Raw genomic sequence first — 21,801 nt, 5'->3', positions numbered from 1 at the left:
ATTGACCTGCTCAGCGCCGAAACGGGGCTTTTGCCGCGTACCCCCTGATGGTGGAAGGTTTTCAGGAGGTGAGCATGTCCCGGACCATCGGGGCGACCTTGGACCCGAAAAGCTCGACCGCCCGGGTACGCGCGCTGACCGACTGCGCCCCGGCGGTGTAGATCAGGTCGAACCGGCCCACGCCCAGCGTGCGGATCGCGCCGGCCATCCGGCGGGCCACCGTCTCCGGGGCGCCGATGTAGAGGGAGCCGGACTCGACCTCGTGGTCGAACTCGGCGCGCTGGAGCGGCGGCCAGCCACGCAGCGCCCCGATCCGGTCCCGCTGGATCTTGTAGGCCGGGTAGTACAGCTCCTTCGCCTCCTCGTCGGTGTCGGCCACGAAGCCGGGCGAGTGCATGCCGACCGGGTGGGCGGTGGTGCCGAGCTGCTCGGCGGCACGCCGGTAGAGGTCGATGTAGGGCGCGAACCGGGCGGCCGGTCCACCGATGATGGCGAGCATCAGCGGCAGGCCGTGCCGGGCGGTGCGGACCACCGACTCGGGTGAGCCGCCGACGCCGACCCAGGTGGCGAGCAAGCCGGACTCGGTCTTGGGGTAGACGTCGGCGTCGGTCAGCGCGGCGCGGGTCGTACCCGACCAGGTGACCGGTTTCTCGTCGAGCAGCTTCACGAACAGGTCGAGCTTCTCCTCGAAGAGCCGGGCGTAGTCGGCCATGTCGTAGCCGAACAGCGGGAACGACTCGGTGAACGAGCCGCGCCCGAGGATCACCTCGGCCCGGCCGCCGGAGAGCGCGTCGACGGTGGCGAACCGCTGGAAGACGCGCACCGGGTCGTCGGAGCTGAGGACGGTGACGCCGGAGCCGAGCTTGATGCGCTCGGTGACGCCCGCGATGCCGGCCAGGACGGTCTCCGGGGTGGAGATCGAGTACTCCGGGCGGTGGTGCTCGCCGAGCGCGATCGCGTCGACGCCGAGCTGGTCGGCGAGGACCGCCTCGGTGACGACCTGCCGGATCGCGGCCGCCTGCGAGATCGGCTGTCCGGCGTCGTCGACCGGGACGTCGCCGAAGGTGTCGAGGCCGAGGATCATGGCACTTCCCCCATACTGATTGACGTGTCAACTAGGCTGATCGACACGTCGAACAGTGGAGGGCCGAGGTTTATGCCCAGAAGACTTCCGAGCTCCGCGCAGCTGCGGACGTGGCGGGACTTCATCGAGACCGTCGAGGCGCTGCGCACTGTCGTCGCGGCCCGGCTCCAGGACGACTCGGGGCTCTCCCCCGGTGACTACGTGGTGCTGCTCGCGCTGAGCGAGGCCCCGGAGACCCGGCTGCGCCCCTCCGACCTGGCCACCACGATCGGCTGGGAGCGCAGCCGGCTGTCGCACCACCTCGGCCGGATGGAGCGGCGCGGCCTGATCCGGCGGGAGGGGTTCAGCGGGGACAGCCGCGGGGCGTTCGTGGTCCTCGAGGGGGCCGGCGCCACGGCGTTCCGGTCGGCGACCGTGCCGCACCTGACGGCCGTTCGCGAGTTGTTCGTCGATGCGCTCACCGCGGACCAGCTCGACGCCGTGGCGCAGATTACGGCAGCGTTACGGGATCAACTTCCGAAACGTTGAACCGCGGTGGCCCCGGAAGCGTATCCAGTACGGCCAGGATGCATTTCTCGGGGGAGGAGAATCGCCATTCCCACGGCGCGGCGCGTGATCGCCCCGGAGGTTCTTCTGCGGGGCGCGGCCTACCATTATCTGCAGCATTCCACGATCGACATGGATATCCTCGCCGGCGAGCTGGCGATCAGCCGGGCGACGCTCTACCGCGCGGTCGGCAGCCGGGACGCGTTGCTCGGCGAGGTGTTCTGGGCGATCGCGAAGGTCCTGATCGCCGAGGCGGCCGGGGAGGCAGGCGGCACCGGGCCGGACCGGGTGATCGCGGTGTCCCGGATCTTCACCGAGCTTCTCGACTCGGCTCCGCAGATGCGCACCTTCGTGGCGGCGGAGCCGCAGACAGCGGCCCGGGTGCTCTTCACCGCCGCCGCCGAACTGCGGCACCACGCGATCGACGCCCAGCTGCGGATCTTCGTGGAGTCGGGCATCGAGGGCGACCCGGCGGACCTGCGCCGCCGCGCCGCCCTCTACCTGCGCACGCTGGAGGGGGTGCTCTACGGACCGCTGCTGGGCAGCGGCCCGATCGCGTTCGAGGCGGCCGAGCCGGCCCTGCGGGCGTTGCTCACCGACTGATCTGGTCGCAGGTCGCCTGGTATTCCTCGACCGCGGCGCTCGCGCCCGGGCCGGGGCAGACGAACTGCTGGTAACGGGTGTCGTCGTCGACGAACAGCTTCAGCCAGGAGATGCTGAACTTCGCGATCGTCGTGTTCGGCGTGTTGGGCGCGAAGTGGCTGGCCCCGTTGAGCTCCAGGAACGCCTTCCCGGGCGCGGCCGGCAGGCTCTGGAAGAACGGCTGGGCGTGGCTGCGTACCGGCGCGATGGTGTCCGCCTCGGCGCCGATCACCAGCGTCGGCACGGTGACCCCGCGGAACGACTTGGTCAGGTTCCACGGCGTCAGCGGGATCGCGGCCTGCAGCGCGGGACGGCTCTGCGCCGCCTCCAGCGCCCCGCCGCCACCCATCGAGTGCCCGATCACCGCGACGCGTGCGGGGTCGATGCGGGTACGCACGGTGCTGCGCTGGGTCAGGAAGTCGGCGGCCGCGAGCAGCTGGCGGCCGCGGCTGGCCGGCTGGTCCGAGGTGGTCAGCGTGTCGATGTTGAACACGACGAAGCCCTGTGAGGCGAGCCGTGGGGCCAGCCAGGCCATGCTCGACTTGCGGGCGGTGAAGCCGGGCGCGATCACCACCGCCCCGAAGGTGCCGGCGCCGGTGTCGGCAGGGGCGTAGATGTCGCCGCCGCCGAAGCCGGACACCGACGCCCGGGACACCGTGGACTCCGTGATCGCGAACGGGCCGCGGACCGCCTCGATGCTCGCGTTGCTCGGCGCCGGACCCTTCGCGAACGACGCCTCGGCCGCGTCGGCATCCGGGATCAGCGTGATTCCGGCGCCACCGAGAGCGACCACGGCCGCGAATCCGAATAACTTTGGAATTACCTTGACCACTTCTCTCTCCCCACTTCGCGAAACGTTTACCGGGACAATTCTTGGCTCACCCGTAACGCGCCGACAACGGGACGGAGAATGCTGAGACGGGGGTCCGGGCACCAGACAACAAAGCGCCCGAATCGGACGAAGATTGATGGTCAGCGATCGGATGCCCGCCGTTCATCAACCGTCCTCAATGGGCAAATACGTTCCCGCCCATGGATCGGCGAACTCTTCTGCGAACCACAGTGGCCGGCGCCGGAGGCCTGGCCCTGCCCTTCACCGCCTGGTCGGCCGCCTACGCGGCGCCGGCCCAGAACGCCACCGGACCATACGGCCCGCTGCAGGCCGCCGACGCCAACGGCATCCAGCTCCCGGCCGGGTTCACCAGCACGGTGATCGCCCGCTCCCGGCAGACCGTCCCGGGCACCACCTACACCTGGCACGACGCCCCGGACGGCGGCGCGGTCATCCCGAACGGGTCCGGCTGGATCTACGTCTCCAACTCCGAGGTCAGCTCGTCGGCCGGTGGCGGGGCGTCGCGGATCCTGTTCGACTCCACCGGCACGATCGTCGGGGCGTCCCGGATCCTCTCCGGCACCAACCAGAACTGCGCGGGCGGCAAGACCCCGTGGAACACCTGGCTGAGCTGCGAGGAGACCGACCTGGGACGGGTCTGGGAGACCTACCCGCTGGGCGGCACGGCAGTGGCCCGGCCTGCGATGGGCCGGTTCAAGCACGAGGCCGCGGCCGCCGACCCGGTCCGCAAGGTCATCTACCTGACCGAGGACGAGACCAACGGGCGCTTCTACCGGTTCGTGCCGACCACCTGGGGCGACCTGTCCTCCGGCACGCTGCAGGTGCTCGTCGCCGGGTCCGGCACCTCCGGGTCGTTCACCTGGGCGAACGTGCCCGACCCGGACGGCTCCCCGACCCGTACCCGCAGCCAGGTGTCCGGGTCGAAGTCGTTCAACGGCGGCGAGGGCTGCCACTACGCCGCCGACACCGTCTGGTTCACCACCAAGGGCGACAACCGGGTGTGGCAGGTCAACCTGCTGACCAGCACGTACGAGCTGGCCTACGACGACAACCTGGTGTCCTCCGGGACCGCGCCGCTCACCGGCGTCGACAACGTGACCGGGTCGTCGTACGGGGATCTCTACGTGGCCGAGGACGGCGGCAACATGGAGATCTGCATGATCACACCGGACGACAGGATCTCGGTGTTCCTGCGCGTCACCGGACAGGGCTCGTCCGAGCTGTGCGGGCCCGCGTTCACCCCGGCCGGCAACCGGCTCTACTTCTCGTCGCAGCGCGGCACGAGCGGCGCGTCGTCCGGGGGCATCACCTACTGCGTCACCGGGCCCTTCCGGACGTGACCCCGCGCCGGCCGCTCCCAGCTGGATGTCGCGGGTCGATCCGGCACGTGGCCGGGGGCGGCCACCCGCTCCGCCACGCCGGTCAGATCCATGCCCGCGGACGATATCGACATCGGCCGCGGCAACCTATCGTGACGACGTGATGACCGTCGCTGCCGTGGCGTTCTGTCTCGGCCTCCTGCTCGTCGCCGGGGCCGGGATCTTCGTCCTCCTCATCCTCGGCGGCCTGCGGGAGCTGTGGACCCTGCGCCGGCTGCGGCCCGCCACGATCGGCACCCGCGGCCGGGTCGCCCTGGAGGGGACCACCGAGTACGGCGCCGCCGGCCGGCAGACCGCCCCGGCCAGCGGCGAGGACTGCACCTGGTACCGGACGATCCTGATCCGGGAGCCGAGCCGCGCCTTCTCGCACGGCGAGGGCCCCGACCACGACGTGATCCTCGAATCCGAGTCGCCGGTCTGGCCCGCCCTGGCCGACCGGCTCACCCGCGTCCCGGTCGATCCGCGGCTGGTGTCGCCGCGGCGTGGCCTCTACGACCCGCTGATGAGCGACCCACCGGTCTACGTGATCACCGAGTACGAGCACAGCCACGCCGAGCCGGCCGGCCTGCCGGCGATCGTCCCCGCCGACGTCATCGCCGGACTGCGCAGCTCCGAGCGTCTCCGCCTCACCGAGGTGCGGGTGCCGCACGGCCGGCCGGTCTTCGCGGTGGGGCGGACCACCCGGCGGGGGCTGCTCCCGAGCCGGGCCGGGCTGACCGTCTTCACCACCGACACCCGGGCCGCCGCCATCGCCAGACGGCGCGACGACATCCGCGTCGGCGGGGCGGCGGTCGTCTGGCTCACCGTGATCGGGCTGGTGCTGGCCGTGCCGTCGGCGGTCTACCTGCTCAACGCCTGATCCGGCGGCCGTCGGCAGCGTTCCGTCCGCTCGGCTTCTGATCCGTCGGCCACCGGCGGCATTCCGTCTGCTCGGCGCCTGATCCGCCCGCCACCGACAGCATTCCGTCCGCTCAGCACCTGATCCGCACGCCACCGGCGGCGTTCCGTCCGATCGGTGCCTGATCCGCCGGCCGCCGTGGCCGATCAGCTGCGGGTCAGCGGAGGGCCGGGTAGAGCAGGCCGGTGGCGCAGGCGCCGACCAGGGCGCCGGCCAGCACCTGGGCGGTGGTGTGGTCGCGGAGCTGGACCCGGGACCAGCCGACGGCGGCGGCCATCGGCCAGGTGAACAGCAGCGCCCAGCCGAAGACGACCGTGAAGGTCACCGCCGTGCCGGCCGCCACCAGCGAGTGGATGGAGATCTTCCAGCGGGCCAGCAGCGTGATCGGGGTGGCCACCAGCAGCGCCGCGGCCATGCACACGATCAGCGCCAGCAGGTCCCGTGGCGCGCCGGCCAGGGCCAGGGCCACCGCGCCGCATGCGGTCGAGCCCAGGCAGACCAGCATCGGCAGGGTCCGCTGGGCGCGGACACCGACGTGCCGGTCGGTCCACGCGCCCCGGCGTACGCCATACAGGATGTAGGCGATCGGCAGGAAGCTGGCCGCGGCCGCCGCGATCACGCCCATCAGCAGCGCCGACGCCGGGGACTCGACGGACGCCCAGGCCACCGCGAACAGCACCCCGGCCACCAGCACCGCCGGCGAGAGGACCTCGGTGAGCAGCCGCGCGGCCCGGTCCGGCAGCATCACCCGCTCGGTGCTCGACGTCGCCATGACGTAGATCATCGCAAATCCCCGTTCCGGCCTCCGCCCCCGTCCCGACGGCTCCACGATTCCCGACCGGGGTGCCGGGCTCGCTGATTCCGTCGATCCGGGGACAGGGCGGACCACCGGGTGGTACGGGCGTCCGGTGCGGCAGGTGGCGCGGGGCGTGCCTCTTGCGCGAGGCGGGGCGGGTGGGCCGTACCGCCGCCGGATCTTGACCTTGGGAAGCGGACCGTAAGAGGCTCGGGGGCGTGAAGCGCTTACTGCCGGCCGCGTCAGCGGCTGCGACGATCTTCCTCGTCGCCCTGTGCCTGCGGCCCGCGATCACCGCGGTCGGGCCGTTGCTGCCGCAGATCAGCGCTGACGCCGGGCTCGGTGAGGCGGCGCAGGGGCTGCTCGGGGCGCTGCCGTTGCTGGCGTTCGCGCTGGTGTCGCCGCAGGTGCATCGGCTGTCGGGGCGGCTCGGGATGGAGCGGGCGGTGCTGGCGGCGCTGCTGGTGCTGGCGGCCGGCACGCTGGCGCGGTCGTACACCGGCACGGCGGGGCTGTGGGCCGGCACCGTCGTCATCGGATGTGCGATAGCGGTCGGTAACGTGCTGGTGCCGGCGATCGTGAAGCGTGACTTCGCGGCGAACGTGTCGCGGGCGACCGGGTTCTACACGGCGTTCATCACGATCGCGGCGAGCACGGCGTCGGCGGTGGCGGTCCCCGTGGCGGACGTCGCCGACTGGCGGCTCTCGCTGGCGTTGTGGGCACTGTTGGCACTGCTCGTGGCGGCGGTCTGGGCCTACCGGGCCCGGTCGGCGCCGGCCGTCGAGGAGAGCGTCCCGGGGGTGGGCGCGCCGGTGTGGCGGCAGCCGCGGGCCTGGCTGATCACCGCGTTCATGGGGCTGCAGAGCACCTGCTTCTACGTGCTGGTGACCTGGCTGCCGACGATCGAGATCGGACACGGGGTGTCGCAGCGTACGGCCGGACTGCACCTGTTCCTGTTTCAGGGCATGGGGATCCTGGGCGGCCTCGCGGTGCCGGTGCTGCTGCGCGATCCGGCGACACGCGCGTGGGGCGCGGTCGCGGCGAGCCTGCCGGTGATCGTGGCGATGGCCGGCCTGCTGACGGCGCCGGGGCTGGCGGCGCTGTGGGCGGCGATCGCCGGGCTCGGGCAGGGCGCGTCGCTGGTGGCCGCGCTCACGCTGATCAGTTTCGGCGGGCGTACACCGTCGGAGACCACCCGGCTGTCCGGCATGGCGCAGTCGCTGGGATACCTGCTGGCCGCGGCGGGACCGGTCGCGGCGGGCGTGCTGGCCGAACGGACCGGCGCCTGGGAGGCTACCCTCGTCATGATCATCGGGCTGGGCGTGCTGCAGACGGCGGCGGGCGCGGCGGCCGGGCGAAAGGGGTCCTGATGCGCGCGCTGGTGCTGACCGGGCCGGGGAAGGCGGAGGTCCGGCAGGTTCCGGCGCCGGTCGCGGGCCCGGGGCAGGTGGTCGTCGCGGTGGAGCGGGCCGGGGTGTGCGGCACCGACGTGGAGCTGTTCACCGGCGAGATGAGCTACCTGCACAGCGGGGTGTCGTCGTATCCGCTGCGGCCCGGCCACGAGTGGTCGGGGACCGTCCGCGAGGTCGGCGAGGGTGTGGACACGTCGTGGCTGGGCCGGCGCGTCACCGGCGACACCATGATCGGTTGCGGTCACTGCCGGCGCTGCACGAAGGGCCGGCACCACGTCTGCCCGGAGCGGCACGAACTCGGCATCCGGGACGGGCTGGCCGGCGCGCTGGCCGAGCGGCTGGCCTTCCCCGCCGCGTACCTGCACGCCCTGCCGGACGGGGTGGACGCCACCGCCGGGGCGCTCGTGGAGCCGGCCGGCAACGCGCAACGGTGTGTGGACGCGGCCGCCCTGTCCCCCGGCGAGCGGCTGCTGGTGCTCGGCACCGGCACGATCGGCCTGCTCACCGCCATGCTCGCCCGCGCCCGCGGCATCCGGGTGCACCTGCTCGGGCAGGAGCCGGCGTTCGCCCGCTCGCTCGGGTTCGCCGACGTGTGGACGCGGGAGTCGCTGCCGTCGCTGCCGTGGGACGCCGTCGTCGACGCCACCAACGCCTCGTCCATGCCGGGCCTGGCCGTGGACCTGGTCGAACCCGGCCGGCGGCTCGTCTACATCGGCCTGTCCGGCACGCCGAGCACCATCGACACCCGCGACATGGTGCTGAAGGACGTGACGGCCGTCGGCATCCTCGGCGCGTCGGCGGGCCTGGCGCCGGCGATCGCCGCGTTCTCGTCCGGGGCCGTCGACCCGCGGCCACTGGTGGCCGCGACGGTCCCGCTCGAGGAGGCCGCCGACGTGCTGGCCGGGCGTCGTCCCCGATCGGCGGGCGCGGGTCCCAAGGTGCTGATCGACCCTGTGGGCGCCGTGTCAGAGGCGTGACAGGGGGCTGTCAGCGCGGGCCGCGAGCCTTCTCGGCATGAGTGATTCAGCGATCGAGGTCACCGGCCTGCGCAAGGCCTTCGGGACCAAGGTCGTGCTCGACGGCATCGATCTGCATGTCCCGGCCGGCACGATCTTCTCCCTCCTCGGCCCCAACGGCGCCGGCAAGACCACCACCGTCAACCTTCTCACCACCCTGATCCGGGCCGACGGCGGTTCGGCCCGGGTGGCCGGCCACGATCTGATCAAGAACGCCAGGGGGGTACGGGCTGCCATCGGCGTGACCGGCCAGTTCGCCGCCGTGGACGACCTGCTGACCGGGCAGGAGAACCTGCAGCTGATGGTGGATCTGAAGCGCGCCGGCAGCGCCGTGATCCCCGGCCTGCTGGAGCGGTTCGACCTGACCGGGGCGGAACAGAAAGCGGTCGCCACCTACTCCGGGGGCATGCGCCGCAAACTCGACCTGGCGATGACGCTGGTCGGCGCTCCGCAGATCATCTTCCTCGACGAGCCGACCACCGGCCTCGACCCGCGCAGCCGCCGCACCATGTGGGACATCATCCGCGACCTGGTGGCCGGCGGGGTGACGATCTTCCTCACCACCCAGTACCTGGAGGAGGCCGACCAGCTCGCCGACCGGATCGCGGTCCTCGACCAGGGCCGCATCGTCGCCCAGGGCACCGCGGCCGAGCTGAAACGGCAGATCCCGGGCAGTCACGTCCGGCTCCGGTTCGGTGACCCGGCCGCGGCAGAGGCGGCGGCCCGGGTCGTTCCCAGCGCGACCCGTGACGACGACGGCGTGACCGTGCGTGTTCCGGGTGACGGCGGCACCGCGTCGCTGCGGGAGCTGCTCAACCGGCTCGACGACCACGGCACACACGCCGAGGAGCTGTCCGTGCACACCCCCGACCTCGACGACGTCTTCCTCGCCCTGACCGGGCGTTCCCACCCCGCCACGGAGGCGAGCACCCGATGAGCGACTCGACGATCATGCTGCGACGCAACTTCAAGCACACGCTGCGCAACCCGGCCGCGGTGTTCAACTCGGTGCTGTTCCCGGTGGTCATCATGGTCATGTTCGTCTACGTGATCGGCGGGGCGTTCGACGTCGGCGTCGACTACGTGGACTATGCGACGCCGGGGATGATCCTGCTGGCCGTCTGCTACGGGCTCAGCGCCACCGCGACCGCCGTCAACTCGGACATGACCAAGGGCATCATCAACCGGTTCAAGGTGATGGACGTTTCCCGCGGCGCGGTGCTCACCGGGCACGTCGTCGCCAGCATGCTCAGCAACGTGATCGCGATCGCGGCGATCGTCGGGGTGGCGTTCGCGCTGGGCTTCCGCCCGGCGGCCGGGCTCACCGGCTGGCTCGGCGTGACCGGGCTGGCGCTGCTGCTCAGCTTCTCCGTCGGCTGGTTCACCGTCGCGCTCGGCCTGTCCGCCAAGTCGCCGGAGACCGCCGGGCTCGGCTCGGTGCCGCTGGTCATGCTGCCGTTCTTCAGCAGCGCCATCGTGCCGGCCGACAAGATGGGCGCCGGTGTCGAGCAGTTCGCCGAGTACCAGCCGTTCACGCCGATCATCGAGGCGCTGCGGTCGCTGCTCGCCGGCACACCCGACACCACGGCGGTCATCACGTCGCTGGCCTGGTGCGCGGGGATCGCCCTCGTCGGATACGTGTGGGCGATCCGTACCTTCAACCGGCGAGCGTGACCTCGGCCGCCGTCTGCCAGCCGGCTGCCGCGCCCTGCTCCGCCGCCTCGGCGAAACCCGATTCGCCGAGGCGGCCGCGCGCGGTCTCCTCGATTCTCGCGGCGTCCGGATGGGAGCGGTCCGGCAGTCCGCGTACGGCCACCGCCGCCCCCAGCAGCCGGGCCGCCTGCACGTCGTCGCCGTCACGCAGCGCCAGATCGGCGACCCCCACGAGCACCCGCGCGATCAGCGTCGGATGCCCCGCCTCGACCGCCGCCCGGAACGCCGCCACCCGCTGCGCCCGCGATCCGGCGGTATCGACGGCCAGATAGCCCAGCAGGTCGTGGATGCTCGCCCGGATGTTCGGCCACCGGGCCTCCTCACCGAGCAGCGCCGCCCCCGCCTCCACCTGCCGGTACGCCTCCGCCCGGTCACCGGCCCAGCGGGCCAGCTCGGCCCGGACGAACGCCAGCTCGGCCAGCGCCCCCGGCCAGGTGACCTGCCCGGCCAGCCGCTGCGCCTCGGCCAGGGCGGCGGCGCTCGCGTCCCGGTCTCCGGACAGCCAGTAGAGCTGCGCCTGCCGGGCCCGCCGCCGGATCACGTCCTCGGTCGAGCCGACCTCGGTGAGCACCTCGACAGACCGCTCGTAGTGGTCGCAGGCCTCGGCGAACCGCCCCCGCGTGGCGATCCGCTCGGCCAGCTCACTGAGCGCGAACGAGATCCCGAACCGCTCCCCCAGCGCCCGGAACTCGGCCAGCGCCGCGGCCAGGTGCTCGTCCGCCTCATGACCCCCGTGCCCCAGGACCACCCGCATCTTCCCCAGATGCAGCCGGGCCAGGGCACGCGCCCACGGGTCGTCGTCGTGCAGCATCGGCTCGAACGCGGACAGGGCCGCTCCCGGCTCCCGCAACAGCCGCTCCAGCGGCACCACGAACCCGATCAGCGGATGCGAGCCGTCGACACCCCGGCTGAACCGGTACGCCTGACGGATCCACTCGGCTGCCTGGTGCTCGTCACCCAGGCCCGAGTTCACGTAGAGGCTCATCAACGCGTACACGGTCGCCCGGATCGGGTCGGGCACCTCACCCGGCATAGCCAGAGCGGCGGCGATCAGCTCGTTGCCCTCGGTCTTGCGCCCGCTGAGCCACCAGTACCACCCGGCGGCCGCGGCGAGCCGCATCGCCGCCGTGGTCTCGCCCGCCGCCAGAGCGCCCCGCATCGCCGCGCCGATGTTGTCGTGGTCGGCTTCCAGACGGGCCAGCCATTCCAGCTGATCGGCGCGGCGCAGGCGGGGTTCGGCGGTCTCGGCGAGCGCGGTGAAGTAGGCCAGATGCGCCCGCCGGGCCGTCCCGGGCCCACCGCCTCCGTGGCCGCCTCCCGCTCCCGCTCCGCCTCCCGCGCCCGCTCTCGCTCCGCCTCCCGCTCCGCCTCCCGCTCCGCCTCCCGCGCCGGCACCCGCTCCTGTTCCGCCTCCCGCGCCGGCACCCGCTCCTGTTCCGCCTCCCGCTTCGGCTCCGGCTTCGGCTTCGGCTTCGGCTTCGGCCAGACGCTGGGCGGCGTACTCCTTGATGGTGCCGAGCATCCGATACCGGGGAGCGTCGCCGCCCTCGGTGACCAGCAGCGACTTCTCCGCCAGCGAGGTGAGAAGCTCGAAGCCCGCGCCGACGTGCTCGGCGGCCTCCAGACTCGCCCCACCGGCGAACACCGACAGCCGGCACAGCGCGGTCCGCTCCTCGGCGCTGAGCAGATCCCAGCTCCAGTCCACCACGGCCCGCAGCGTCCGGTGCCGGGGCAGCGCCGTCCGGCTCCCGCCGGTGAGCAGCCGGAACCGATCGTCGAGCCGATGCGCGAGCTGGTCGAGAGTCATCGTCCGCAGCCGGGCGGCGGCCAGCTCGATAGCCAGCGGCATCCCGTCCAGGGCCCGGCAGACCCGCTCCAGGGTCGCCGATTCCCCGTCACCACCCGGCCGTTCTCCGGCGACCGCACTCTCCCCGCCTCCGCCGACGCCCAGGCCCTCGCGATCGGCGCCGGCCGCACCCGACGAGACCCTGCCAAGCGCGTTCGGCCCGTTCCCGCCCACCAGAGCCTCGCCATCGGCGCCGACCGCACCCAACGGGCCCCTGCCAAGCCCCTTCCCGCCCACCAGACCCTCGCCATCGGCACCGGCCGCACCCGACGAGATTCCGCCGAGCCCACCCGGCCGACCCACGCCGAGCCGATCTCCGCCAGCCGCACCCGGCCGACCCACGCCGACCCGATCTCCGCCAGCCGCACCCGGCCGACCCACGCCGACCCGATCTCCGCCAGCCGCACCCGGCCGGTCTCGGCCCACCGCGGCCGCCCGGTCCCGCAGCAGTTGCACCGCCGACGCCTGGTCGAGCGGCTCCACATGCCACAGCGCCTCGCCGGTGATGCCGAGCGGCTCCCGGCTCGTGGCCAGGATCCGCAGCCGGTCACACTCGCCGAGCAGCCGGTGCGCGAACGCCGCCGCCTCATCGATGACGTGCTCACAATTGTCCAGAATGAGCAGCATCTCCCGATCACGGATCGCCGCGACGACCCGGTCGACCAGGTCGACGCTCGACGCGGTGCCGAGCAGCGCATCCCGCAGCCCCAGCCCGGTGACGGTCGCCTGTGCCACGTCACCGCCGGCGCCGATCGCGGCCAGTTCCACCAGCCAGACCCCACCATCAAGATCATCGACGAGGGTACGCCCGGACTCCGCCGCCAACCGAGTCTTCCCCGACCCGCCCGGCCCGATCAACGTGAGAAGCCGGCTCTCCCCGATCAACTCCCGAACCGCAGCAACATCGGCACTCTTGCCCACATAACTGGTCAACTCAGCTCGCAGATTGGTCCGGCGGGCACGCGGCCTCCCACCGTCCCCCCGCAGAACCTCGACATGCAGAGCGGACAACTCCGCCGACGGGTCGACTCCCAGCTCCGCGGCCAGCGCCTCCCGCGTCCGCTGATAGACCTGCAGAGCCTCATTGCCACGACCGGTCGCCACCAGCGCACGCATGAGCGCAGCGACCAGCCGTTCCCGCAGCGGATATCGAGCAACCAGCCCGGTCAGCTCCCCCACAAGCCCCACCAGCCCACCGCCGTCACCATCAGCCCCGGCGCTCGCACCCCCAGCGTCCCCACGGACCCCGCCCAGCCCACCGCCGGTACCGCCCGCGCCGCCCACAGAAGCGCCAAGCCCACCGCCGGCACCGCCTGCACCGCCTGCACCGCCCAGCCCACCAACCGCGCCGCCCACAGAGCCGCCAAACCCACCGCCCGCATCGCTCAGCCGACCGCCGGCACCGCCCAGCCCACCAACCGCGCCGCCCACAGAGCCGCCCAGCCCACCGCCCGCATCGCCCAGCCGACCGCCGGCACCGCCCAGCCCACCAACCGCGCCGCCCATAGAGCCGCCCAGCCCACCGCCCGGATTGCCGGGGCCGCCCACGAAGCCGCCGCCTACCGCGCTGAAACTCCCCTCCGGGACCGGATTCTGGGCGACGCGGATCTCGGCCTCGAACCGTTCCTCCGTTGCGGCCAGCCGCAGCTCCTCGAGCCGGGCGACCGCCGCGCTGTCCGGCAGGTCCACGTCTTGCAGGGCCGCACCCCGCCACAGGCCGAGGGCTTCGCGCAGCAGCCGCACCCGTTCCGGATCGTCGGCGGCCCGGGACCGTCCGGCTGTGAGCAACCGTTCGAACCGCACCGCGTCGACAGCGCCCGGCTCCACCGCCAGCCGGTAGCCGTCGGGCAGGCCCTCGATCACGCCGCCGGGCAGGGTCTTGCGCAGCCGGGACACCAGGCGGTGCAGGGCGTTGGTGGCGTCGGCGGGCGGGGCGTCACCCCAGATCCGGTCGACTAGTGTCGCTTTCGGAACCACCCGGCCGGGCTCCAGGGCGAGGGCCGTGAGCAGCCCGCGCAGGCGCGCGCCGGGCACGTCGGCGAGGGCCCCGGAGTCCGTCCGGACCTCGAACGGCCCCAATATCCCGATCTGCACGCGCCGATTTTGTCACGGGCTCGTCAAGTAGCGGATGTCCCGGATCACCTCCGAGAACGCGATCGGGCCGAGGCCGTCGAGACCGGTCACGCCGTCCAGCCGCTTGGGCAGGTCGGGCTCCTGCCAGTGGTATCCGGGCGAGTAGTTGATCTCCACCGGGGGCCCGCCGGGGAAGTAGCGCACCAGTGATCCGTGCCCGTCGGTGAACTGCCAGCCCCGTGCGCTGAGCACGAAGAGCCGCCGGCCCGCAACAGCCTCCCCCGCGAACGACGACACGTCCACCTCGGACCGCCCGGTCAGCTCCCGCCCCACCTGCGGGAACGGCTGAATGATCGCGTAGTCGGCGACGAGCGCCGCCCACGCGTCCCGATCGCCGGCGAAGTGCCACGGATGGGCCACCCCGACCGTGACGGACTCGGGCAGCGCCCACTCCTTGTCGTCGAGATCGGCGAGGCTCCGGTCCTCGGCCACCCGGAAGACCCCGGCCACCGCATCACCGTCGAGGGCCACCCACAACAGCCGCTGCGTCAGCTGCCACGTCAACGGGTGGTCGATCAGATATCGGCGGAACTCGCCGGGAGTCCACCTGCGCTCGGTGACCATGGCCTCCTCGATGGCCCGGACCCGCTCGGCGCCGACCGTCCTCGCCTCTTTCCGCAACTCGGCGAACCGCCGGTGCGCCGCCGCGGAGACGTCGTCGGCGGGCCGGGGCAGGCGGGTCAGCCGCCGCCCGGTGTCGTCGGCGATCCACGGCTGCAGCTGCTCGTCGAATCCGACGGTGAACCGGCGTGCGCCGTAGTCGAGGGCGAGCCGGCCGTCCGCATCCAGGCCGAAGTCGGGCAGGATCCGGTCGGCGAGCTGCTCGGGCCGCAGGCCGCGCGCCTCGGCGACGGCGGTGAGCCGTCCCGCGGCGGCGCGCCGGAACCCGGCCGTCTTCGCCGAGCGGCTGAGCCGGTCCAGCTGGGTGAGCGCCGCGTCGGTGCCGATCGCGGCGAACACCTCCATCGTGGTGCGCACCCGGCTGCTGACCGACGACCACTCGGGCAGCAGCGCGGTGAGCGCCCGCACGCTGGTGTCGTCACCGAACGCGGCCAGCGCCGTCATGGCGAGCGTCGTCTTGGCCGGATAGTCGGCGGCCCGCCACTGCTCGAAGATCTCCCAGGCGAAGCCGGCGAAGTCTCCGAGCTGACGCACCTGGTCGAGCTCCGGTTTCATCGCGCCGATCCGGGACGCGACGAGCAGCTGACACAGCCGGCGCACATCGGCCGGGGACAGCGGACCGGCCGGGAGCCGGGCGGGGATCAGCCACTCCGGCAGCGCGACGGCGCGGGACGGCCCGGGAATCAGGGCGGGCGCCGCCGGGTCGGACGGATCGGCGGCGGCCACGCCGGTGAGGGCCTGCACCCGGGCGCGGTCGCCGGGGTCGAGCGCCGTCAGGCACGCCGGATAGCGAAGCACGTGGTCGCGCAGCAGCTCCGACACCGCCGGATCGGTGTCCCGGGAGGCGAGCACGCGCACGGCGAGCCCGGGGTCGCGTCTGGCGGCGGCGAGCAGCGCCTGACGGACGTATTTCCGCTCCACACGGTCCAGGAGCAGCCCGAAGGCGCTCTCGGCCGGCAGCGCGGCGAGCGCCCCGACCGCCCGTTTCCGGTCGTCGGCGCTGTCGAAACAGGTGCGAGGGTCGTCGAGGAGCGCCGCCCACCCCGACCCGGCCGACGGCGAGGACGCGCCGGAGACGGCGAGGGCCAGATCGCGGGACACGGCGTCGTCGCGCTCGGCGAGCACCCGCAGCGCCCGCCCGGGATAGCGTTTCAGCGCCCCCGACTTGAGCAGCTGCCCGGGCCGGATCCGTGGCCCGTCGAGGGTGTGCCGCAGCAGCAGCCGCATGGCGTCGTCGTCGGGCGTCCCCGCCATGATCCGGATCCCGGCCTCGCCGAGCAGCTCGCGGCTCTCCCACCGATCGTCCTCCAGCCGGAACAGCCGCAGGTAGAACGGATCGGCCAGAAACGTCGCGGCGGCCGGCCCGACCCCGTCGAGCACGGTGGCGACGACGCCCATGTCCCGATATCCCAGCACCGCGTCGGTGATCGCGCCGCGCAGCGACTCCAGGTGCTCGGGGCGGCTCGCCGAGAGCACCAGCGCGCCGCGCAGGTGCCGGTGGTCGGCCCACGCCCATTCCTCCGGGCCGTCGCCCCAGCCGGCGGCGGCCGCGCAGTCGTCGCCGACCCAGTCGACCCGGGTCGGCATCAGGTAGGACGACAGGATCCGCCCGGTCGGTGACGTCCGGAACCCGGAGAGGATGTCGTCGACGTCGTCGGGCACCGCCGCGAGATGACGCCGCACGGCCCGGGCCGCCACCCACGCCCGCCGGAAGTCCTCGCCGCGCCACAGCTGCTCGAACCCGCCGCCCCGGGAACGCCAGAGGGCATCCGACCCGGCCAGCCGGAACGCCTCCCCGACGGCCTCGGCCACGAAGGACACCCCGAACCGGGCGGCCCACGCGTCGACGAGCGGCACCGCGTCGGTGGTCAGCACGGCCACGGCGGCGCCGAGCGGGGTGTCCGGATCGGTGGCCAGCAGCCCCGCGTCATACTCGACGAAGCGCCCCAGGATCCGCTCCCGGCGCTCCCGTGCCCGGTCAGTGGCCAGATACTCCCGCAGCCGCTCCTCCGGATCGCCCTCGGCCGGCGATGGCGCCGGGCGGCCACCGCGTCGCGGGTGGAGGCCGTGCCACCACTCCTCCGGCAGGCCCCAGGCATCCTCGTCGATGAGCATGCCGACACAGTAGTGACGGGGTACGACAGAATGTCGCCCGTGCCGCTCTCCGTCGTGATCGCCCAGGTCCCCGTCGTGTGGGACGTCGAAGCCAACCTCGCCACCGTGCGGGGCGTCCTGGACGGCACCGCCCCGGGCGACGTGGTGATCTTCCCGGAGGGCATGCTCTCCGGTTACGCCGAGGACCTCTCCCCGCTGGACACGATGGATCCGGACGGCATCCGCCGGGCCGTGGCCGGGCTGGCCGCCGGCAACCGGCGCCACGTCTTCCTGGGCTCGCTGTACCCGGACGAGGCCGGCTGGTCCAACGCCGCCGTCCACCTCTCCCCCGGCCGCGAGCCGCAGATCTACCGCAAGATCAATCTGGCCGTGAACGAGCGGGGCCGCCTGGTCCCGGGCGACGGCCTGCCGACGTTCCGGGTCGGCGGCACGACGGCCGCCGTACAACTGTGCCGTGAGATCCGTTTCCCCGAGCAATGGCAGCACCTGGCCACGGCGGGCGCGGCGTTCTTCGCCTATCTGACCAATGCCGCGAACCCACGGGAGCCGCAGGGGGTCTGGCGCAGCCATCTGATCAGCCGGGCCGCCGAGAACCAGCGTTTCGTCCTCTCCGCGAACATCCCCGACCCGCACCAGCACTGCCCCAGCATGATCGTGTCGCCGCGCGGTGAGGTCCTGGCCGAGCTGCCGATGGGCCGTCCCGGCATCCTGCGGCACACCATCGACCCGGCCGAGTCCTCGGCCTGGTACCTCGACCAGCGCCGGCAGGACGTGATCGCCCTGGCCTACCGTCGCGGCGATCACGAGGCCGAGATGCGGGCCGACGCTCACGGGTTCCGAGAAGCCGGTGAGAGCCGGAGACGGGGTTGAGCGGGACCACCGCATCCGGCCCGGCGGGCGCGGGTCGGTCCGGCGCCGGGACCACGTCGCGGGGACGGCCACGGGAGCCGGCGTGGCCGTACCCCCTGATCAGCTTTTCGGGTCCGGCGGAAGTGGACGGCGGCCGGCGAAGCCCAGATCGGCGCGGTGATACCAGGTGATGTCGCCGTCGCCTTCGAGCCAGCAGAGCAGGACCGGCACGTCGTCGAGGGTGGCCGGGAAGTCGACGAGCAGCGGCGCCACCCCCTTGAGCTCGGCGCCGGTCTCCTGGACCGTGGTCATCAGCTCGTTGAGGCGGGCCTCGGCGGCCTTGCGTTCGGGCAGGCCGCCGAGTGGCGTGGGCGCGCCGCCGGGGGTCAGGGCGGCGGAGAGCTCCACCAGGTCGGCACGGACGGTGAGGATCTCGGCGAGGACCGGGCGGAGGCGGGCCAGTTCCGCGCGGGCCTCGGGCAGTGTGAACAACCCCATGGCGCCGAGTCTGTCAAACGCGTGGATCGGGCCCGGCGGGGATTCCCCTGGCGCGCCCCGGTGGTATTGGCAGTACCAGGCTCGTCCGGCCGGGCGGGGCGATACTTGACGGCGTGAGCGGATCGCGGGAGTTGGGCAGGGCGCTGCGAGGCTGGCGGGACCGGACGACGCCGCAGGCGGCGGGGGTGCCGGCCGGTGGGGTGCGCCGGGCCGCCGGGCTGCGGCGCGAGGAGCTGGCTCAGCTGGCCGACCTGTCGGTCGACTACGTGGTGCGGCTCGAGCAGGGCCGGGCGACGTCACCGTCCGTACAGGTGCTGTCGGCTCTGTCGCGGGCCTTGCGGCTGTCCACCGCCGAGCGGGAGCACCTGTTCGTGCTGGCCGGTCAGACCGCGCCGGGCGCGGGCCGGATCCCGCCGGGCACGCCGCCCGGGGTGCGCCGCCTGCTCGACCAGCTCGACGGCGTCGCGCTCACCGTGTGTGACGCTTCGTGGAACATGATCGAGTGGAATCCGCTCGGCGCGGCCCTGATCGGCGATCTGTCGATGCTGCGCGGGCGGGAGCGCAACGTGGCGTGGCGGGAGTTCACCGGCATGCCCAGCCGGATCCGGTGCACGCCCGAGCAGACCACGCTGTTCCGCGCGGTGCTGGTGACCGATCTGCGGGCGGCGACCGCCCGGTATCCGGCCGATCCGGGCCTGCGCGACCTGCTGGCCGCGCTGCGGGCGGCCAGCGCCGACTTCGTGCGGCTGTGGGACGACGGTGTGGTCGGCACGCACGAGTCGAACAGCAAGACCGTGCACCATCCGGAGGTCGGCTCGTTCAGCGTCGACTGCGACGTGCTCACCGCCCCGGGCAGCGATGTGAAGGTGGTGTGCTACTCGGCGCCGGTCGGCAGCGACGCCGCCGACCGGCTCAAGCTGCTCAGCGTGATCGGCACGCAGAGCATGAGCGCGTCCTAGGAGCCCTCCTGGACCTGGTAGATCTCGTCGGCGACCAGGCCGTGCGCCTCGCGGTGCACCGCCGCAGCGGCATCCGCCGACGGGGCCTCCACCAGGCAGAAGATCTTCCCCTGGGTCTCGTCGACCCAGTAACGCTGGTATTCGACGTCGTGCCCGGCCTGTGTCTGCAGGTCCGCCACGTGCGCCTTCGCGACGTCCTCGATGTCGACGCCACCGGCGATGGTGTGGACGTCCATGAAGATCGGCATGCTCTTCCCCCTCGTCAGGTGTTCCTGACCCGACCGTACGACCGGGATCGGTACCGGTTCCCCACCTTCGGCGGACCGTCACCCACCTACCAGCCCGGGCCGCCGGGGCCGCGCCCAGCTCGTCCGTGATATCTGCTTTGACCGGCCCGGCCGGGCATCGGAGGATCAGCGGATGGCCGATTTCTCGATCAAGCCGGTGCTGACCGGCGAGCGGGTCGTGTTGCGCCCGTTCATCGACGCCGACGTGCCGGTGTTCCTGGAGGCGGTCGCCGATCCCGAGGTGGCCCGGCTGACCGGCAGCTCCCCGGAGGACGCGCCCGACGAGCAGCGGACCCGCGCCTGGTACGCCGGCCGCAACACCCAGGACGACCGGCTGGACCTGGCCGTCGTCGACCGGGCGAGCGGCGCGTGCGTCGGCGAGGTGGTCCTCAACGAATGGGACCCGCACAATCGCAGCTGCAACTTCCGGACCCTGCTCGTGGCGGCCGGCCGTGACCGCGGGCTCGGCACCGAGGCGGTGCGGCTGATCGTCGGCCACGGATTCGAGCGGCTGGGCCTGCACCGGATCTCGCTCGAGGTGTACGCGCACAACCCGCGGGCGCGGCGCGTCTACGAGAAGGTCGGCTTCGTGGCCGAGGGCGTGCTCCGGGAGGCGCTGCGCGACGGCGACCGGTGGATCGACGCCACCGTCATGTCGATCCTCGCTCACGAGTGGCCCGCCTCAGCACCGACTGGATGAACGGCGCCTTGCCCGCCCGATAGCGGGGCCGGTCGTGCTCGTCGGCTGCGGCCAGCGCGGTCTTGATCCGCCCGTACTCGGCGGCGTCCTCCGGATGCGCCCGCAGGTGGTCACGGACTTGCGCCCGACGAGGGCTCAGCCTGCTTTCGACACGATCTCCACGAGGTTGCCGTCGGGGTCCTGCAGCAGCGCGGCCCGTTTGTCGTTTCCGGAGGAGTACGGCGGCTGCACCACCGGGACCCCGGCGGCGACGAGCCGGGCGAACGCCTCGTCGACGTCACCGGTCCACACCACCAGCACCATGGCCGGCCGCCCCGGCTCGGGCTCGACCCGGTGCAGCCGCCGGGCCGCCTCGACGCTCCCCAGCCCGACGGTGAACCCGCCGAGCCGCAACTCGACATGCTCGGGCGCCCGGAACGTCTCCACGAACCCGAGCAGGTCACGATAGAAATGAACACCCGCGTCGATGTCACGGGTGTAGAGATTCACCAGCGCCGTTTCGAACATGCGTACCAGACTAGGGGATCTTCGAACGGGTAACGTGCCATGATGTTCGACGGTTTTCAGCTGGACCACATCGACGTCGGCGAGGTGACCCTGCGCGTCCGGCACGGGGGCGCCGGCACCCCGATCGTGCTGCTGCACGGCCATCCGCGGACCCACACGACCTGGCACGAGGTGGCGCCCCGCCTCGCCGCCCACCACTTCGTGGTGACACCCGACCTGCGGGGGTACGGCAGGTCGACGCTCCCGCCCGACGAGCCCGAGCACGCCCAGTCCAGCAAACGCGCCATGGCGCGGGACGTGGTCCGCCTGATGGAGCACCTGGGTCACGACCGGTTCGCGGTGGCCGGGCACGACCGGGGCTCGGTGGCCGCGTTCCGTGCCGCGATGGACCACCCGGCACGCGTGACGCATCTCGTCGTGATGGACGGCCTGCCCCCGGTCGAGCACCTGGAACGCACCGATGCCACGTTCGCGCTGGCCTGGTGGCACTGGTGGTTCCTGGGCCAGACCGACAAGCCCGCCGAGCGGGTGATCAGCGCCGACCCGGACGCCTGGTACCGCCTCCCGTCCCCCGCCGAGATGGGCCACGGCAACCACGACGACGTGCGGGCGGCGCTGCGTGATCCGGCAGTGGTGCACGGCATGTGCGAGGACTACCGGGCCAACCTGCGCATCGACCGCCGCCACGACGAGGAGGACCGCGCCGCCGGCCGTCAGGTCCGGTGCCCCACGCTGCTCCTCGAATCCGCCGAGGACGACCTGGACATCCACGGCGACCCGGCCGCGATCTGGGCGCCGTGGCTGGCCCTTCCGCTGCGCCACCAGGTGATCGAGAGCGGTCACCACCAGGCGGAGCAGGCCCCGGGCCCGGTCGCCGCCGCCATCCACGACTTCCTGTCCACCACCTGAGCCGCCGCCGCGCCCGCCCTCGCCGACGCCGAACCCCC

Annotated in this window: 21 protein-coding genes; 12 read left to right on the top strand and 9 right to left on the bottom strand. The window is 72.8% G+C overall.

Annotated features, from left to right (window positions below; translation table 11 throughout):
* Window positions 1–61 precede the first annotated feature (61 nt).
* The gene (locus BM290_RS44925) at window positions 62–1,084 is read right to left on the bottom strand and encodes an LLM class flavin-dependent oxidoreductase (protein WP_093622132.1); all 1,023 of its coding nucleotides are present in this window, start codon (window positions 1,082–1,084) and stop codon (window positions 62–64) included.
* A gap of 72 nt (window positions 1,085–1,156) precedes the next feature.
* On the opposite strand from BM290_RS44925, the gene BM290_RS44920 reads away from it, so the two are divergent.
* A complete protein-coding gene (locus tag BM290_RS44920; protein WP_093622131.1) occupies window positions 1,157–1,612 on the top strand; it encodes a MarR family winged helix-turn-helix transcriptional regulator in 456 nt (151 codons plus the stop codon).
* A 150-nt stretch (window positions 1,613–1,762) separates the two neighbouring features.
* The gene (locus tag BM290_RS44915) at window positions 1,763–2,233 is read left to right on the top strand and encodes a QsdR family transcriptional regulator (protein ID WP_143134202.1); all 471 of its coding nucleotides are present in this window, start codon (window positions 1,763–1,765) and stop codon (window positions 2,231–2,233) included.
* Here the strand turns inward: BM290_RS44915 and BM290_RS44910 are convergent.
* Window positions 2,223–3,065, bottom strand: a complete 843-nt coding sequence (locus BM290_RS44910; RefSeq protein ID WP_239144115.1) for an alpha/beta hydrolase family protein — start codon at window positions 3,063–3,065, stop codon at window positions 2,223–2,225. The two genes, BM290_RS44915 and BM290_RS44910, sit on opposite strands and share 11 nt — an antisense overlap.
* 239 nt (window positions 3,066–3,304) lie before the next feature.
* Here BM290_RS44910 and BM290_RS44905 point away from each other — a divergent pair, with 239 nt between their 5' ends.
* Window positions 3,305–4,465, top strand: a complete 1,161-nt coding sequence (locus BM290_RS44905; protein ID WP_093622129.1) for an alkaline phosphatase PhoX — start codon at window positions 3,305–3,307, stop codon at window positions 4,463–4,465.
* 139 nt (window positions 4,466–4,604) lie between these two features.
* On the top strand, window positions 4,605–5,363 hold the full coding sequence (locus BM290_RS44900) for a hypothetical protein (protein ID WP_143134201.1): 759 nt from the start codon (window positions 4,605–4,607) through the stop codon (window positions 5,361–5,363).
* A gap of 196 nt (window positions 5,364–5,559) precedes the next feature.
* On the opposite strand, the gene BM290_RS44895 is transcribed toward BM290_RS44900, so the two are convergent.
* Window positions 5,560–6,186: a phosphatase PAP2 family protein gene (locus tag BM290_RS44895; protein WP_239144116.1), complete on the bottom strand. Its 627-nt coding sequence runs from the start codon at window positions 6,184–6,186 to the stop codon at window positions 5,560–5,562.
* A gap of 230 nt (window positions 6,187–6,416) precedes the next feature.
* Between BM290_RS44895 and BM290_RS44890 the strand changes: the two genes are divergently transcribed.
* Genes BM290_RS44890 through BM290_RS44875 form a run of 4 tightly spaced genes read left to right on the top strand, consistent with a single transcriptional unit; the run spans window position 6,417 to window position 10,300 of the window.
* Window positions 6,417–7,568: an MFS transporter gene (locus tag BM290_RS44890; protein ID WP_239144117.1), complete on the top strand. Its 1,152-nt coding sequence runs from the start codon at window positions 6,417–6,419 to the stop codon at window positions 7,566–7,568.
* Window positions 7,568–8,587 (top strand): zinc-dependent alcohol dehydrogenase, encoded by a 1,020-nt coding sequence (locus BM290_RS44885; protein ID WP_093622127.1) that lies wholly within the window; start codon window positions 7,568–7,570, stop codon window positions 8,585–8,587. The genes BM290_RS44890 and BM290_RS44885 overlap by 1 nt, the downstream gene beginning before the upstream one ends.
* A 37-nt stretch (window positions 8,588–8,624) precedes the next feature.
* Window positions 8,625–9,563, top strand: a complete 939-nt coding sequence (locus BM290_RS44880; protein ID WP_093622126.1) for an ATP-binding cassette domain-containing protein — start codon at window positions 8,625–8,627, stop codon at window positions 9,561–9,563.
* Window positions 9,560–10,300 carry an ABC transporter permease gene (locus BM290_RS44875; protein WP_203779911.1) on the top strand — a complete coding sequence of 247 codons (741 nt, stop codon included), beginning with the start codon at window positions 9,560–9,562 and terminating at the stop codon, window positions 10,298–10,300. The genes BM290_RS44880 and BM290_RS44875 overlap by 4 nt, the downstream gene beginning before the upstream one ends.
* On the opposite strand, the gene BM290_RS50465 is transcribed toward BM290_RS44875, so the two are convergent.
* A complete protein-coding gene (locus tag BM290_RS50465; RefSeq protein WP_244903963.1) occupies window positions 10,284–14,279 on the bottom strand; it encodes an AfsR/SARP family transcriptional regulator in 3,996 nt (1,331 codons plus the stop codon). The genes BM290_RS44875 and BM290_RS50465 overlap by 17 nt on opposite strands.
* A gap of 12 nt (window positions 14,280–14,291) precedes the next feature.
* The gene (locus BM290_RS44860; RefSeq protein ID WP_093622125.1) at window positions 14,292–17,054 is read right to left on the bottom strand and encodes a DUF4132 domain-containing protein; all 2,763 of its coding nucleotides are present in this window, start codon (window positions 17,052–17,054) and stop codon (window positions 14,292–14,294) included.
* A 39-nt stretch (window positions 17,055–17,093) separates the two neighbouring features.
* On the opposite strand from BM290_RS44860, the gene BM290_RS44855 reads away from it, so the two are divergent.
* Complete coding sequence (locus BM290_RS44855; protein WP_239144119.1) at window positions 17,094–17,924, top strand: carbon-nitrogen hydrolase family protein; 831 nt, start codon at window positions 17,094–17,096, stop codon at window positions 17,922–17,924.
* Between the two features lie 99 nt (window positions 17,925–18,023).
* On the opposite strand, the gene BM290_RS44850 is transcribed toward BM290_RS44855, so the two are convergent.
* Window positions 18,024–18,401: a DUF2203 domain-containing protein gene (locus tag BM290_RS44850; RefSeq protein WP_093622123.1), complete on the bottom strand. Its 378-nt coding sequence runs from the start codon at window positions 18,399–18,401 to the stop codon at window positions 18,024–18,026.
* Window positions 18,402–18,514: 113 nt separating this feature from the next.
* Between BM290_RS44850 and BM290_RS44845 the strand changes: the two genes are divergently transcribed.
* Entirely contained in the window at window positions 18,515–19,360 is an 846-nt protein-coding gene (locus BM290_RS44845) for a helix-turn-helix transcriptional regulator (RefSeq protein WP_093622122.1), read from the top strand.
* Here BM290_RS44845 and BM290_RS44840 read toward each other — a convergent pair.
* The gene (locus BM290_RS44840; protein ID WP_143134200.1) at window positions 19,357–19,608 is read right to left on the bottom strand and encodes a DUF4242 domain-containing protein; all 252 of its coding nucleotides are present in this window, start codon (window positions 19,606–19,608) and stop codon (window positions 19,357–19,359) included. The genes BM290_RS44845 and BM290_RS44840 overlap by 4 nt on opposite strands.
* A 172-nt stretch (window positions 19,609–19,780) precedes the next feature.
* Here BM290_RS44840 and BM290_RS44835 point away from each other — a divergent pair, with 172 nt between their 5' ends.
* Window positions 19,781–20,347, top strand: a complete 567-nt coding sequence (locus BM290_RS44835) for a GNAT family N-acetyltransferase (RefSeq protein ID WP_093622121.1) — start codon at window positions 19,781–19,783, stop codon at window positions 20,345–20,347.
* Here the strand turns inward: BM290_RS44835 and BM290_RS44830 are convergent.
* Window positions 20,298–20,453, bottom strand: a complete 156-nt coding sequence (locus BM290_RS44830) for a GrpB family protein (RefSeq protein ID WP_239144122.1) — start codon at window positions 20,451–20,453, stop codon at window positions 20,298–20,300. The genes BM290_RS44835 and BM290_RS44830 overlap by 50 nt on opposite strands.
* 29 nt (window positions 20,454–20,482) lie before the next feature.
* Window positions 20,483–20,854 (bottom strand): VOC family protein, encoded by a 372-nt coding sequence (locus BM290_RS44825; protein WP_177320171.1) that lies wholly within the window; start codon window positions 20,852–20,854, stop codon window positions 20,483–20,485.
* A 42-nt stretch (window positions 20,855–20,896) separates the two neighbouring features.
* Here BM290_RS44825 and BM290_RS44820 point away from each other — a divergent pair, with 42 nt between their 5' ends.
* Window positions 20,897–21,763 carry an alpha/beta fold hydrolase gene (locus BM290_RS44820; RefSeq protein WP_093622119.1) on the top strand — a complete coding sequence of 289 codons (867 nt, stop codon included), beginning with the start codon at window positions 20,897–20,899 and terminating at the stop codon, window positions 21,761–21,763.
* The last annotated feature ends 38 nt before the right edge of the window (window positions 21,764–21,801 follow it).

Origin of the sequence: Actinoplanes philippinensis, assembly GCF_900113015.1 — a bacterium.
In the GTDB taxonomy this organism is placed as follows: Bacteria; Actinomycetota; Actinomycetes; order Mycobacteriales; family Micromonosporaceae; genus Actinoplanes; species Actinoplanes philippinensis.
Note: the sequence above shows the minus strand (reverse complement) of the source record. Positions and strands in the feature narration are given on the sequence as shown.